Consider the following 15,702-nt stretch of genomic DNA (forward strand, 5'->3'; position numbering starts at 1 on the left):
ATGGAGGGGACTTCCGCGTGCGCAGCGATGCTTCGATCCCGAGCTATGAACGACTCTTCGGAGAACTCGATCTACGGACGGGAGACGAGGCACGCTCCGTCTACTCGCCCGCCGCCTACCTGACCGATCTGCTCACGTTCCTGCAGGAGACCTTCCACGACGTCTCGCTGCTCGACCGCCGCTCCGACATCGGCGCGATCAAGCTCGACGAGGAGAACTCCACCACGACGGTGCCCTACCTCGACATCGTCAACGAGGTCCTCGAAGCGCTGGTGGGCGAGGACCCCTACCGGAAGCTGAAAGAGGACCTCAAGCACCCGCTCGCGCTGCCGTTCTCGCTCGACGCGGCCCGTTTCGGCACCTACCTGCGCCACCTGGGCGTCGACCCGGTCGAGTTCTACCGGCTGTTCGCCGTCAAGGTCGACCGCGACCGGGTCGCCCGCGACCACCTCGGGCTGACCGAGGAGGACGTGGCCGTCATCACCACCTCGCGCACCGACGAGGAGGGGCTGGCCGCCGCCTACGGCCTGGACGGCGAGCCCACCTCGGTGCTGTACGACGTCGAGCGCTTCCTCGCCGCCACCTCGCTCACCGGCGAGGAGCTGACCGAGCTCCTCTACGGCCCTCCCGGTGTGGAACGTTCCCTTTCGGGCACTTTCGTCCACCAGGGCGCCGTGGTCGAGGTCGGCCCCGACGGTCGCACCCTCCAGTTACGCGACGGCAGCGCGCCGCCCGGCGTCTGGCTCGACCGGGCTCACCGGTTCATCCGGCTGGCGAAGAAGACCGGCCTGTCGTTCACCGATCTCGACCGCGTGGTCGGCGCGTTCACCTCGACGCTCGAACCGGCGACGCTGCGCGCGGTGGCCGCCGCCGCCCACCTGAACCGCACCCACGACGTGCCGTTCGACCTGATCGAGACGTTGACCACGCGCACGCTCCCCGCGGCGGTCGACGACGAACTGCCGCGCCCGGCCGGGGACATCCTCGCGCCGCAGAACCGCCCGTTCCGCCGCGAGTTGGCACGTTCCATGGACCTGGCCGAGTCGGAGCTGGTCGAGACCGTCACCCGGTTCCGCGCCCTCTACGCCGGGCCGCTGGAGGAGAGCCCGTTCGACCGGGAGATCAGCCGGGCGTCGGTCGTCGTCCTCCATCGGGTCGCGCGGCTGACCGGGCACCTCGGGCTGTCGGTCGCCGAGCTGTTCGCGGTGCTGACCGCGCTGGAGAACGACCCGGCGATCGAGCGCCACTCGACCTTCCCGGTGCTGCCGGTGCTCGCGCCGACGTCGGCCGACGTCTACCGGATGATCGAACGCGACGACGACCCGGTCTCCTCGCTCTGGCTGGCCCAGACCGTGGTCGAGGTGGTCAGGTGGATGCGGACGTGGGGGTTCGCGGGTGAGGACCTGACGGGGATCCTCGGCGAACCGGCCACGCCGGAGTCCGAGGAGGAGCAGGCCGACGTCATCGCGACGATCGCCGAGCAGTTCGAGGGCGTCGCGTTCACCCCGGAGACCCTCGGCTCCGACCGGTTCGACGAGCGGGCCGCGCAGGTGATCCACGAGATCCTGGCGGGCTATCCCGACGGCGTGGTCTCCCCGCACGACCCGCGCCTGCTCCGGCTCGACCCGGCGACCGTCGCCCGCGCCGCCTACGACGCGGTCGACGACCTCGGCGTGCTGGCCAAGGCCGACTTCGAGGGGCTCGGCCTGGCCGACCGGCTGACCTCCAAGATCTTCGCCAACCTGGTGATCAGGGGCGTCGTCCGGCCCGACGGGCTGCTCGTCACCGAGGACCTGCCCGCGACGCTGACCCTCGCGGGCGACTTCGCCGCCGACCGCGACGGGCTGTTCGCCGTGATCGCCGGGCTGCCGGGCACCTTCTACCCGTCGGACCTGGCGGCGGCGCTGCCCGAGCGGACCGAGGCCGAGCGGGCCGAGCTCTACGACAACCTGGTCCACAACGGCTACCTCAGCGACGAGGGCGACGTCACCGACCCCGACTTCTTCGCCGAGCCGGTCAACGTGACCGAGTTCCGGGTGAACGCGCCGCTCGACGACGTCGCGCCGGCGGTGCTCGCCCATCTGAAGGGCCGGGTGGAGGCCTTCCGCGCCGCGAGGATCGAGCTCGACCCGGCCGCGTTCGGCGAGCTCAAGCTGACCGCCGAGCAGCTCGACGCGCTCACCCAGAGCCTGCGCTTCAACGGGTTCGTCGACGCGGGCGGCCGGTTCACCGACAAGGCGGCGCTCGCCGTGCTGGACGTCGCCGACTTCGCTGTCGCCCTGGAGTTCTATCCGCTCCGCCGGGTCATCCTCGACGCCATGAAGGCGCAGCTCGCCGCCGCCAAGGCCGAGATGCACCTGATCCGGCCCGACGACTTCGCCGCCCTGGCCGACGACGCCATGGCCACCCGCGTGGTCCAGCGGCTGGAGGGGCCGATCACCAGGCAGGGCCGGATCCTCGAAGAGCTGCGGCACGAGCTCGACGACGCCGAAGGCACCATCGACCTGGGTGAGGGCTTCACCGCCGGGGACGGGGAGCTCGTCTTCGAGCGGGTCGCGGCGCTGGTGCGGGCGCAGGCGCCGTACCGGATCGATCTGAACGCCTTCACCGAGCTCGGCTTCGACGACGACGAGCGCCCCCGGCTGGTCGAGATGCTGATCGAGGGCGGCCACCTCACCCCGTCGCTGGCGATCCCCGAGGAGCGGCTCGGCTACTTCCGCCAGGTCACCAGCGCGCTCGACTTCACCCTGCCCGGCATCGAGGACTACGCCAAGGACATCTTCTTCGTGCTCCACGCGACCGCGAAGGAGCAGCTCGCCGCGATCGTCGAGATCGCCGCCACCCTCGGCGACCTCGCCGCGCGCCAGCACCGCACGCTGCTCAACGTGCTCCAGGACGTCTTCGGGGTCTCCTCGACGGTCGTCGAGGCCATCGGCGCGGCGGTCGCCCCCGGCGCGCTCGACGTGCTGGTCGCTCCGGCAGTCAAGGGGCCCGCCAGTGGATCCGCAGGTCCGGACTTCCGGCGGGTCTACCGGCGGCTGCGCCGCTTCGCGCGGCTGGCGGGCAAGCTCGGGCTCGACGTCGACGAGGTCACCGTCGCCTTCCGCGACCAGGACCTCGCCGGGAAGTTCCCCGAGCCGCTGGCCCTGCCGCACGGCGTCGACCGGTTCGACGCCGTGCTGACCGGCCACGACGGCCTGATCCACGTGTTCCAGGGCGCCTCCTACTGGACCTACTCGGCCGACGGTCACGTGCTGGCCGACCAGCGGCCGAAGGCGCTCACCGAGCTGTCGCCCCGGTTCGCCGGGCTGACCTCGGTCGACGCCGCCTTCACCCGCGACGGCGCCGACTGGCTGGTCGGGCGGGGCGGCGACGGCCGGTCCCACGCGTTCACCCGGGCGAAGGGCGAGACCCGCTGGGCCCCCAAGGCTCAGCTCTGGGGTTCGGTGCGGAACAACTTCACCGCCCCCAAGAAGATCGACGGCGCCTATGTCGACGTCGAGGGCCGCGCCCACCTGTTCACCGGCGACCAGTACCTGCGCTACTCCGGCTCCTTCGACGTGGCCGACGAGGGCTTCCCGAGGTCGATCGCCGAGTGGTGGCAGGGCGAGACCCCGCTCCCCGAGCGGTTCAGGGACGCCGTCGACGCCGTCTTCCACGGCCACGACGGCCGCACCCACGTCTTCTCCGGTGACCGCGCCTTCGACGGCCTCACCGAGCAGCCGATCATCGAGAGGTGGGGCCGGGTCCGCAACGCCTTCGAGGGAGCGGCCCGGATCGACGCCGCCTACACCGACGAGCAGGGCTACCTGCTCTTCGCCGCCAACCAGGTGATCCGCTACACCGACAACCCCGAGAACGACGGGGTCCGGGTCGCCGAGGGTTACCCGCAGCGCATCGAGGCCTGGTGGCCGGGCGTGCCGGTCGAGTTCGAGGCGTCGGTGGAGGCCGCCTTCTCCGTGCGGGACACCGTTCACCTGTTCAAGGACGGCAAGACCGTCGCGCTGCCCGGCGGCACGACGAAACGGACCGCCGACGTCTGGGGCGTGCCGAACGAGGCGCTGCCCGGCGGCCGGGTCGACGCCGCGTTCGTCGGCCTCGACGGCAAGACCTACCTGTTCAGCGGCGACCGGTACATCCGCTACTCCTCGGCCGACTACTCGGTCGTCGACCTCGGCTACCCGCGTGCCATCGCCGGCGACTGGGGCGGCCTCGACCGGGTCGACGCCGCGTTCGTCATGGACGGCTCGGCCCACCTGTTCGGCCCGGTCGGGCTCATCCTCGACCTGCCCGCCGACTACGAGGCCGAGCTCGCCGACGGCCGCTGCTCGCCCGCGCTGCGCCGCCGCCTCCAGGAGCACGGCGTCACCGTCGGCGCGAACACCGCCGTGACCGGGGCGTCCCCGCAATGGGAGGTGGTCGCCGAGGGGAACGTCCGGCTGACGATCCGCCGGTCGGGCGACCGGATCAAGGTGTCCGGCGACGACACCCCCTTCTACGTCCGCTACTCCACCCGCGACTACACCAGGCCCGACGAGGGCTACCCGAAGCCGCTGGCGGAGAACTGGCTGAACCTGCCCGAGTCGATCACCTCGATCGACGCCGTCTTCACCGGCCGCGACAACCAGACCTGCCTGTTCAGCGGCGGCCGCTTCACCGTCTTCGACAACCGCCACCGCTGGTGGTCGGAGCCCAGGCCGCTCACCGACCGCTGGGACAGCATCCCGTTCGAGCAGGTGGACGCCGCGTTCGTCGGCAAGGACGGCAAGACCTACGTCTTCTTCGACACCGAGTACGTGCGCTACTCCACCGCCGACTACACCGAGGTCGACGACCGCTATCCGGCCACGACGGCCAACTTCTGGGGCAACGTCGTCAACACGATCCAGCGCACCGGCCGGGTCGACGCGACCCTGGTCACCGACGTGACCGAAAAGGTCGACGGGGTCGAGTCGGCGCACACGTACACCTATCTCTTCTCGGGCTCGCAGTACGTCCGCTACCGCGACCACGACTACACGCACATCGAGTTCGGCTACCCGAAGGCGCTGTCGTCCCTCAGCAGGGAACCGCGGCTGAAGGCCCTGGACGTCCCGCTCGACGGGGTCGACGCCGCGTTCGCCGACGCCCGGACCGTCTACCTGTTCCGGGGCGGCGAGTGGCACGCCGTGTCCGACTCCCTCACCCGCACCTCCACCGTGCCGGGGATCACCGCGGCCTACGTCGACCACGGCTCGGTCATGGTGCAGACCTCGGCCGGCTGGCGGCGGCAGCACGCCCTCGACGGGCCCGACCGCAGTGAGGAGGTCCGGCCGCTCGCGCTGCGGACCGTCCCGGCCGACTACCGCTCGGGTCTGGACGCCGTGCTGACCGGCGTCGACGGGAACGTCTACCTGTTCAAGGGCCCGATGTGCCTCAACACCGCCATCGGCAAGGACTACCCGCTCGACGAGGAGTGGGGCCGTCCACGCAACACGATCTACCAGGACAACGCGGTCGACGCCGCCTTCGTCGGCCGCGACGGCCGCACCTATCTCTTCTCCGGTGACCAGTTCGTCGTCTACGGCGACACCTTCGACGTGATCGACGGCGAGCCGAAGCCCGTCGCCGACCACTGGGGCGGGCTGACCGGCGTGGCCCTCGCCTACTACCGCGACGGCAAGACGTACGTCTTCGAGAAGCCCGACGCGTCCGGCATGATGCGGCACCTCGTCTACACCGGCGACGAGGGCGCGTACACCACCCCCGACCCCGGCTACCCGTCGCTGACCGACGAGACGTTCTGGAAGGCGCCCGACGGGTTCCCGATGCCCGACGCGGTGCTGTTCGAGGGCGACACGATGGTGCTGCTCAGCGGCGAGCGGTGCGTTCAGTTCAGCGAGCCGACCGGGCTGTGGTCCCACCCCCGCCCGATCGAGCGCGTCTGGCGCGGCTTCTCGGTGGCGACCGGAGACCGGCTGCGGTCGGCGTTCACCGGGGCCGACGGGGCGACGTACTTCTTCTTCACCGAGACCTTTACCCGCTACGCCGACCGCGCCTTCGCGGCGCCGGCCGAGATCCGCTCGCGGTGGGGCCGCTCGGAGAACCCGTTCGGCGACCGGGTGGACGCCGCGGTGGTCTTCGGCGGGCACACGTACCTGTTCGGCGGCTCGCGGTACGTCCGCTACACCGGCCCCGGATACCGCTACACCGACCCCGGCTACCCGAAGCCGGTCTCCGTCGAGCTGCGCCGGGAGGCCGCGTTCGCCGGGCTGCCCGAGGCGTTCGAGGACGCCGTGCTCGACGGCCCGGTCACGGCGGCGGTGGCCAACGGGCGGACCGCCCACCTGGTCGTCGGCGACACCGTGTTCGCCGTCTCGTCGGCGCTGACCGCGAGCCACCCGATCGACCTGATCGGCCGGGTCCGCAACACCGTCGCCGACCGGCACAAGGTCGACGCGGCGCTGGTCCGCGGCGAGCACACCTTCCTGTTCTCGGGCGACCAGTACGTCCGCTACACCGGCGCCGACTACTCCCACGTCGACGAGGGCTACCCGCGCACGATCGAGGACGACTGGGGCGACCTGCCGCCCGAGTTCGAGGACGGCGTGGACGCGGCGTTCCTGCGCGACGGCAAGGTCTACTTCTTCAAGGGCACCCGGTTCACCGAGGACGGCGCGGCGGGCGACGTGAGCGCGCGGTTCGGCCGCATCCGCAACGACTTCGCCGACGGCCGGGCCCTCGACGCCGCGTTCGTCTCGGCCGGGAACGAGCTCTACGCCTTCCGGGGCGGCCAGTACGCCCGATACTCGACCGCCGACCTGAAGAACGTGGACGAGGGCTTCCCGAGGACGATCAAGGACGACTTCGGCGACCTGCCCCGGGCGTTCGAGGAGGCGATCACCGGCGCGTTCACCCTGGGCGAGGCCACCTACCTGGTCAAGGACGACCGGTACGTGCGCTACTCCGGCCGTCTCGACGTGGTCGACCGCACCTTCCCGCAGTACTTCAAGCACCGCTGGTCGGACGCCGCCGACTACCGCCTCTCCGACGTCTTCACGATCACCGAGTTCGCCGACCTGACCCGCCGCCACAGCGGGCTGGCCGAGCTGCTGGCCAAGGGCGCGGCCGAGCCGTACGAGAAACTGGCCGAGATCTTCCCCTGGGACGTCGAGGAACTGCGCTGGGCCAAGCGCAACGCGGGCCTCATCACCGAGTTCCCGGTCGAGGACGAGCGGTTCGAGATCGAGTTCCTGCTCAAGCTGGTCCGCCTCTTCGCCGTCGCGGCGAAGACGGGCGCCGGGCCGTCGAAGCTCCACGGCGCGACCGCCGACACGCTGGAGGCGCTGCTGCCCGAGGCCGTCGCGCCGGTCGCGCACAACGACCTCAACGTGCTCAAGCGCAACGCGCTGGTCCCGGCCGTGCTCAACCTGCACCCCGAGCTGGCCGACGCCGCCGAGATCTACGAGCACGCCCTGATCGACGTTGAGATGGGCCGGGACGGCGTCACCTCCCGGGTCCGGGAGGCCATCGCGGCCACCCAGCTCTACCTGCACCGCTACCTGCTCGACCTGGAGGAGCTCGACGCGGACGAGGACGTCAAGCCGAGGCTGCGCACCTGGTGGGCGTGGCTGAAGAACTACCGGATCTGGGAGGCCAACCGGAAGGTCTTCCTCTACCCGGAGAACTACATCCGCCCCGAGCTGCGCGACACCAAGACCCCCGCGTTCAAGGAACTGGAGGACGACCTCCTCCAGGGCGAGATCACCGCCGAGTCGGTGCAGCGCGCCTACAAGCGCTACCTCGACGAGTACACCGAGGTCAGCCGCCTGGCCATCGCCGGGGCCTACGTCTACAGGGCCGACGGCGACGAGGAGGGCACCCGCCAGCTCGTGCTGTTCGGCCGCACCCGCACCGAACCCCGCCGGTGGTACTTCCGGGAGGCGGAGTTCCGGGACGGCGAGCGCCTGTCGGCGAGCTGGGAGCCGTGGACCCACGTCGACGTGCAGATCGACGCGGAGCTCGTGCACCCCGTCCACGCCTTCGGCCGGGTCTTCGTCTTCTGGACGGTCGTCGAGTCGGTCGCCCCGGAGGACACCGGCAAGACCGTGATCACCACCAAGACCGTGGGCGACAAGCAGGACGTCTCGGCCCCGCCGCCCAAGAAGCGGGTCAGGGTCTTCTACTCCTTCCAGAACCTCAACCGCGAGTGGGTCGCCCCGCAGACCCTCCCGCCGGGCGCGCTGCACGACGGCGTGGTCGTCGTCGACGAGCTGTCGGTGCAGGCCTCGGCGACGGTGCCGGGTGGCGGCACCCACGACTCGATCGTGGTCTCGTGCCGATACCGGGCGGCGGGCGAGTCGTTCACCACCGCCCACGCCCTCACCCCCGAGCTGTACGCCCTCCCGATCCCCGCGCCCGCCGTCCAGCCCCGCCCGATCAACCCCGGCAAGGTGTTCGCCGAGGCGGTCGGCGGCGTGGTCAGGTTCAACATGCCGGCCGAGTCGACCGACGGGCCGTGGTTCAGCGTCGACCACAAGGGCGGCAGCTTCCTGGTCCGCCCGATCATCGCCGACCCCGGCGAGGACGCGCCGGTCCTGCCGCTGAAGGACAACACCCACCGGCTGCCCGGCCAGGGCGGCGACCGGACCGGCGCCGCGCTCTGGACCAAGATCGACGCCGGGTTCCAGCGCGGCGACTCGCGCTACTACTTCAACGACGCCGACTTCGTCGTCATCAAGCCGACCGGCCCGGTGCGGACCACCACGGAGAAGATCGCCGACAAGTGGGGCAACGTGGCCGACTCGGAGCTGGCCAAGACCGGCCGGGTCGACGCCGTCCTGGTCCGCGACGGCCACTACTTCATCTTCACCGGCGCGGAGTACTACCGCTTCACCGGCCTGAACCGGATGGACCTCGGCTATCCGAAGGCCATCAGGAACAACCCCGACCAGCTCCCCAACTGGACGTCGGTCGACGTGGCGTTCACGATCGGCGCCACCGAGTACTTCATCAACGGCGACAACCTGGTCACCCGCGACGTGAACACGGGCGCGCTGAGCACGTCGTCGTCGGTGTCCAAGAAGTGGGGCACGAAGTCCCGGGTGCAGGCCGCGCTGACGAAGGACGGGTCACTGTTCCTGATCTTCGGCGACACCTACTCCCGGTACACCGGGGTCACGACTCTGGCCGACGGGCCCCGGCCGCTCAAGGACAACCCCGACAGCCTCCCCGCCGACCGCAAGATCCGTTCGGCGGCCGACATGGGTGGCACGCCCTACTACTTCGGCGACGACACGTACACGGTCGGGACCGAGACAACCTCCCGGCCGACGCGGCCGCTCGGGCGGGTGTCCACCGGGCTCAACCTCGGCGGATCGGTCGACGTCGCCTACGTCGACGGCGACCACCTCTACCTGGTCAGCGGCCTCGACCTGTTCCGCTACACGATGACCGGCAACGACATCCCGGCCGTCGCCGACGCCGGCTATCCGCAGACGCTGCCCCGGAAGATCGACGCCACCTTCCGGCGCGGCGCCCAGCGCTACGTCTTCGCCGGGGACTCCTACACGGTGATCCCGGCGACCGCGGCCCTCACCACGATCAAGGACTTCATCCCGATCGAGGGCAACTGGCGTTCGCTGCCGCCCGCCTTCACCACCATCTCCTACGGCGCGATGGACGCCGACAACGAGCTGATCTTCTTCCTCGGCCCGGACTTCCAGAGCAACTCGAAGCTGGGCGTGCTCCAGCGGCCCATCGAGTGGGCGTCGCTGAAGCACGAGATCGTCCGGCTCACCTCCAGCACCGCCTTCGAGCTGAACCGGCGGCTGCTGGTCGGCGGGGTGCCCGCGCTGCTCGCGCCGGAGACCCAGGAGATCGACGAGCTGCCCGCGTTCAGCACCAAGGACTCCGGGACCACCACCATCCAGGTGAAGGACCAGGTCGAAGGCGTGCCGGTGAGCAGCCACATCGACTTCCAGAGCGCCAACGGCCGCTACTACTGGGAGATCTTCTTCCACGCGCCGATGCTGATCGCCCAGGCGCTCAACGCGGCCCAGCGCTTCGACGACGCCAAGCGCTGGTACGAGTACGTCTTCGACCCCACCGAGCCGGAGCGCTACTGGCGGTTCCTGCCGTTCCTCGCGATCGACCTGCGGGCGCTCGTCGAGGGCTGCCGGATCGACCTGCGCAACCTGCCGGCCCAGGTCGGGCTCGACATGGCCCCGCTGCTGGCCGACTTGGAGCGGCTCGCCCCGCTGTTCGACCACGCGCGCGCCTGCGACAGCGACGACCTGGCCCTGCTCGACGGCCTGGCCGCCCGGGTGCAGCCGTTCGCCGAACACGAGCGGCTCCGCGAGAAGGCCGGCATGATCGCCCGCCTGCGCCGCCAGTACGACCTCATGGGCGACCGGGGCGCGCTGCTCAAGGCCTACCGCGACGACCCGTTCGACCCCCACGCCATCGCCGGGCTGCGGCCCACGGCCTACCGGCGGACGGTCGTCATGGCCTACGTCGACAACCTGCTCGACTGGGGTGACCTGCTGTTCCGGCAGTACACGATGGAGTCGGTCGACGAGGCGCGGATGCTCTACATCCTCGCCTACGACATCCTCGGCGACCGGCCGCAGGGCGTCGGCCGCCGGCACCTGCCCCTCGTGAAGACGTACCTGGAACTCGACCCGGCCGAGGTGGACGACCCCTACGCCGAGCGCGTCACGGCCGGGGGCAGCCTGCTCGACGGCATGGGGGCCATCCACCGGAGCATCGGCAACGGCTACTTCCACATCCCGGGCAACCAGGTGCTCGGCGAGTACTGGGACCGGGTGGAAGACCGGCTGCGCAAGATCAGGGCCTCGCTCGACATCCTCGGCGTCAGCCGCCCGCTGCCCCTGTTCGAGCCGCCCGCCGACGTGATGGCGCTGGTCAGAGGGGTCGCCGCCGGGCTCACCCCCGACCAGGTCGGCGCGGGGCTCGCCGCGCCGGTGCCGCACTACCGGTTCGGGTTCCTGCACCGCAAGGCGCAGGACCTCGTCGACCGGCTGCGCGCCTTCGGCGGCGAACTGCTCGGCGTGCTCGAACGCCGCGACGCCGAGGAGCTGTCGATCCTGCAGACCCGGCAGGAGACCGGCATCCGCCAGATGACCCGGGCCGTGCGCGAGGCCCAGGTCGAGGTGGCCACCGAGTACCTCGCCCAGATGGAGGCCTCCCGCGAGGCGGCCGAGGCGCGGCAGAAGTACTACGAGAAGCAGATCGCCGACGGGCTGACCTCGCTCCAGCAGGCGCAGCTCGACATCATGACGGCCGCCGCCGCCTCGCACCTCACCGGCGCGGGCCTCAAGGTGGGCGCGGCCATCGCCTTCGCCCTGCCGCAGGTGCTGGCCGGACCGTTCATCTTCGGCACGATGATCGGCGGCGAGCAGGCCGGCAAGGTCATGGAGACCGGCGCGGAGATCGCCGAGGCGCTCGGCGAGGGCCTCAGCGTCCTGGGCGAGCTGTACGGGACCCGCGTCGAACACGAACGCACGGTGGACGAGTGGAAGTACCAGGTCATGCTGGCCAAGGCCGACCACCGCGAACTGGGCCACCAGGTCGCCTCGGCCAGGGCGCAGCTCACCCAGGCCCAGCGTGAGCTGGAGATCATCGACCAGGAGATCGCCGACCTGGAGGCGGTGGCCACCTTCCTCACCGGCAAGTTCACCAACGCCGAGCTCTACCAGTGGAAGGCCGGCCGCCTGGCCCAGATGTACTTCGCCAGCTACGGCCTCGCCCACGACATCGCCAAGGCGGCCGAGCGCGCCTACCAGTACGAGCAGGGCGTCACCGAGTCGTTCATCCAGCCGGTCTACTGGGAGAGCCGCCGCTCGGGGCTGCTCTCGGGCGAGGCCCTCGGCGTCGACCTCGAACGCCTCGGGCACGCCTACGTCTCGGGCGACGGCCGGAGCTTCGAGATCACCAAGCGGATCTCGCTGCTCCAGATCGACCCGCTGGCCGTGCTCAACCTGAAGAACGACGGCCGCTGCGAGTTCGCCCTCACCGAGGCGCTGTTCGACCGGGACTTCCCCGGCCACTACAAGCGCCGCATCAGGACGGTCTCGGTCGTCTTCGACGGTCCCGAAGGACCGCTGGAGGTGAACGCCGTGCTCACCCAGACCGGGCACAAGACGGTGCTCACCCCCGACCCGAAGGCCGTGCGCTACCTGCTCGACGCCAAGGGCGACATGCCCCCCTCGATCCGCTCCGACTGGCGGCCGACCCAGCAGATCGCCCTGTCGGACACCGAGGAGCACCGCGACAACAACGGCCTGTTCGAGCTCCGCTTCGACGACGAGCGCTACCTCCCCTTCGAGGGCACCGGCGCGGTCTCGACGTGGAAGATGGAGGTCACCGGCCACCGCCCGTGGGACCTGTACGACGTGACGCTGCTGGTCAAGTACACCGCCGAGCAGGGCGGCGACGTCTTCGCCAACGCGGTCAGGGGCATGCGCAAGCCGTACGCCGCGGCCCGCTACATCGACGTCGCCGGGGAGTTCGCGGCCGAGTGGGAGGCCTTCGCGAACGGCGGCGACCTGGTGCTGCCGCTGACGCCCGACCTGTTCCCCGACATCGTCGGCGTCCAGCTCACCGGCCTGTACGCCCGCTACGAGCTGGCCGACTGGGGTTCGGCCCGGCTGCTGCGCGGCGGCCAGGTCGTCAACGACGGGACCATGCTGCACATCCCCGGCCTGCGGGCCGAGGAGCAGACGTTCACCGCCGACGGCGACCGCGAGGCCCTGACCAACGTCGGGCTGATCCTGACGTACCGGGCGGTGTGATGTTCAAGTCCAAGCCGAACAAGAAAAAGAAGAAGAAGCAGTCCACGACCACCACCACGACCACCACGACGGCCACCCACACCACGCCCTCGCCGGGCCTGAGCCTGTTCAAGATTTTCAACCTGGACAAGCCGAAGCCCCGGCCGGCGAACACGTCGAACTCGTCGAACTCCTCGAACTCGTCCACGACGAAGTGGACGCGCGTCACCTCCTCGTCCCACAACGCGCGCGGCGTCCTGCTGGGCGTGCGCCGGGCTCCGGGCGAGGGGTCGTCGTCCTCCAAGGAGGAAGAGGACGTCGAGCAGGACGAGCAGGTCGAGGAGGTCATCCCGTCGGGGGTCGAGGACCTGATCCGGGAGATGGAGCAGCTCCTCGCGGCCGAGACCGACGTGGCCTTCGAGCTGCCGGTCAAGGAGCTCGGCCTGGCCCTGCACGTCGACTACACGCCGCTCCTGCGGCTGAAGGAGGGCGAGGAGGCCGACTTCATCTCCGACCGGATCTCCCGCATCACCGGGTCGGACCGGCCGATCGGCCTGGCGTTCATGAAGAAGTACGGCTACGCCGACCCCAAGATGACGGCGTGGTTCATGCGGGCGCTCTGCCTGATCTCCGACAACACCGAGGCGCTGATGGCGATCGGCGTCCATCCCGGGCAGGCCGTGCAGCGGCTGATCGGGATGGCCAAGCAGCAGGCCCGGATGTCGATCACCGCGCCGTCCCACGGGTTCGAGATGCAGATCCTCCAGGTCGGCGGCTTCCTCCAGACCAAGCTGCTGTCGGGCCTGGTGGAGCCCGACGGGCGGGTCCGGCTCAAACTGCTGTCGCTCTACAACCCCGAGAAGACCGAGACCGGCGTGGTGCGGATCATCCCGCCGCTGGACAAGCCCAAGCTGCGCAACGACCTCGGGTTGAAGATCATCCAGGTGGTCCAGTCGGAGCTGTCCGTGTGGCGGCAGACCGGCGGGGTCTTCACGGAGGTCAACGCCATCGCCGACATCGCCGTGGTGGCCAACTACCTCCAGGGCTGGCTGAAGGAGAGGTTCGGGCTGTTCCCGCTGGCGGCGGTCGACAGCCCGTACCACAAGGGCTGGATCTACGGCGAGATGCTGGAGAGCACCGAGAGCAAGCCCGGAGACCGCAACGAACTGCTCGGCTGGCTGAAGAACCGCGGCGACCTGATCGGCTGGAGCAAGGACTACGGGTCGGCGTTCGCGGTGACCAACTACGACCCGAAGCGGCGCGAGGACCGCGAGGCGCTGGCCGACCTCTACGAGGAGCTGCTGACCAAGCCGAACTTCGTGAAGATGCTCAAGTCGGTCAGCAAGCTGACGGCCTGCCACTCGCGGGGCCAGGGCAAGGTGATGATCCAGCCCTGGTACCACAACAAGAAGATCACCAACCGGGTGAACTTCCGCTGGCGGCAGGCCCGCACCCTCATCCACGAGTTCCTGCACGCCCTCACCCACCAGGACCTGATCGAGATCTCCAAGACCATCGGCCACGGCCAGATCCTGGTCGAGGGCCTGACCGACATGCTGACGGTCCACTTCTTCACGCAACTGGTGAAGGACGTCCAGGCCGACAAGAAGACGCAGCTCGTCATCCTCGGCGACGAGCCCTTCGCGCCGCCCAAGGCCTCCTACTACGACGTCGGCTACGGCAACGCGGGCGAGAAGGCGGTGACCATCACGGCCCTGGTCGGCATGGACAACGTGATGGCCGCCTACTTCCTCGGCGCGACCAAGCTCATCGGCCTGAAGGACGAGAAATGACCCTCGCCAAGACCAAACGCGACGGCTCCGCCGACCCCGAGCAGGTCTTCCGCTCCCTGGAGGCCCAGCTGCGCGGCCCCGACTGGGACTTCCCGTCGCGCTGGCTCGACGTGGCCGGCCAGGACGAGGACGCGCGGCGTTGGATCATCGACGGCCTCGACCTGCTCGCCCGCAACGCCGACGCGGCCGGTCCCGACTTCGACGGACCCCGCGCGGCGTCTCTCCTGGTCGACAAGGCCAAGGCCCGGACCGGCGCCGAACACGAGGTGCTCGCCATGTCGGGCTGGCTCGAAAGCGCTCTGGTGGCGTCGCTGACCAGGCCGTCGCCCACCGGCCTGTTCACCTCGGACGGCCGGTTCGACCCCGCCCGGCTGACCGCCGACCTCCTGCCGGTGCTGGTCGAACGGCTGGTGGCGGACCGGGACGCCCTGGCGGGGGACGACGACGAGGACCCCGCCTGGATCAGGCGGACCGCCGGGGAGGTCGAGGCGCTGATCCGCGCCGACCCGTCCATGTGGGCGGTCGCCCGCGCCGACGGGCCCTTCCACGACGGCTACTCCTTCGCCGACAACGTCCTGCCCTCGGAGGCCCGCCCGACCGGGGACCGCGACGTGCTCGACCACCTGCGGCAGCAGGTCCACGTCGTCGGCCGCGACCCGTCGGCCGGCTCGCTCCTGGACGGCTACGACCACGCCGTCCACCGCGCGGTCCTCGACGACGTGCTGCTCGGCTGGCTGGACGGCTATCCCGACCTCGCCGACCTGTGCGCCGAGCTGATCGAGGTCAGCCCGGCCCACCACGACGCGCAGCGCGGAGCGATCTACGTCCCGACCGTGCGGTGGGCCGGAGAGGCCGAATGGCGTCCCTGGCTCCGGCGGACGATGCTGCACGAGTTCCTGCACCGCCTCGCCCACCCCGCCTACCTGGACCGGGCGGACCGGACGCCCGACCCGCAGATCCTCCGCGAGGGCGTCGTCGAGGTGCTCACCGCCGACCTGCTGCCCGAGGCCGACGAGATCGGCTACGGCACCTCGGGCGCCGCCGCCGTAGAGCTCTACCGCCAGGCCGGCCCCGACCGGCTGAAGGCCGCCTACTTCCTGGGCCGCACCGAATTCATCGGCCTGCCCTGACCCTGG

The 15,702-nt window shown here is 70.4% G+C and carries 3 protein-coding genes; all 3 read left to right on the forward strand.

Annotated features, from left to right (window positions below):
• The first annotated feature begins 17 nt into the window (after positions 1-17).
• From AW270_RS35895 to AW270_RS35905, 3 genes are read left to right on the forward strand one after another with little or no spacing between them, the layout of a single operon-like run.
• Positions 18-12,794 carry a Tc toxin subunit A-related protein gene (locus AW270_RS35895; RefSeq protein ID WP_061300608.1) on the forward strand — a complete coding sequence of 4,259 codons (12,777 nt, stop codon included), beginning with the start codon at positions 18-20 and terminating at the stop codon, positions 12,792-12,794.
• Positions 12,794-14,566, forward strand: a complete 1,773-nt coding sequence (locus AW270_RS35900; protein WP_157523145.1) for a hypothetical protein — start codon at positions 12,794-12,796, stop codon at positions 14,564-14,566. The genes AW270_RS35895 and AW270_RS35900 overlap by 1 nt, the downstream gene beginning before the upstream one ends.
• Complete coding sequence (locus tag AW270_RS35905; protein ID WP_061300610.1) at positions 14,563-15,696, forward strand: hypothetical protein; 1,134 nt, start codon at positions 14,563-14,565, stop codon at positions 15,694-15,696. The genes AW270_RS35900 and AW270_RS35905 overlap by 4 nt, the downstream gene beginning before the upstream one ends.
• The last annotated feature ends 6 nt before the right edge of the window (positions 15,697-15,702 follow it).

The sequence above is a fragment of the Herbidospora cretacea genome (assembly GCF_001570605.1).
GTDB lineage: Bacteria > Actinomycetota > Actinomycetes > Streptosporangiales > Streptosporangiaceae > Herbidospora > Herbidospora cretacea.

Bases quoted from the DNA above. Each gene is read 5' to 3' on its own strand.
- AW270_RS35900 (WP_157523145.1), top strand. From the start codon at position 12,794: ATGTTCAAGTCCAAGCCGAACAAGAAAAAGAAGAAGAAGCAGTCCACG.
- AW270_RS35905 (WP_061300610.1), top strand. From the start codon at position 14,563: ATGACCCTCGCCAAGACCAAACGCGACGGCTCCGCCGACCCCGAGCAG.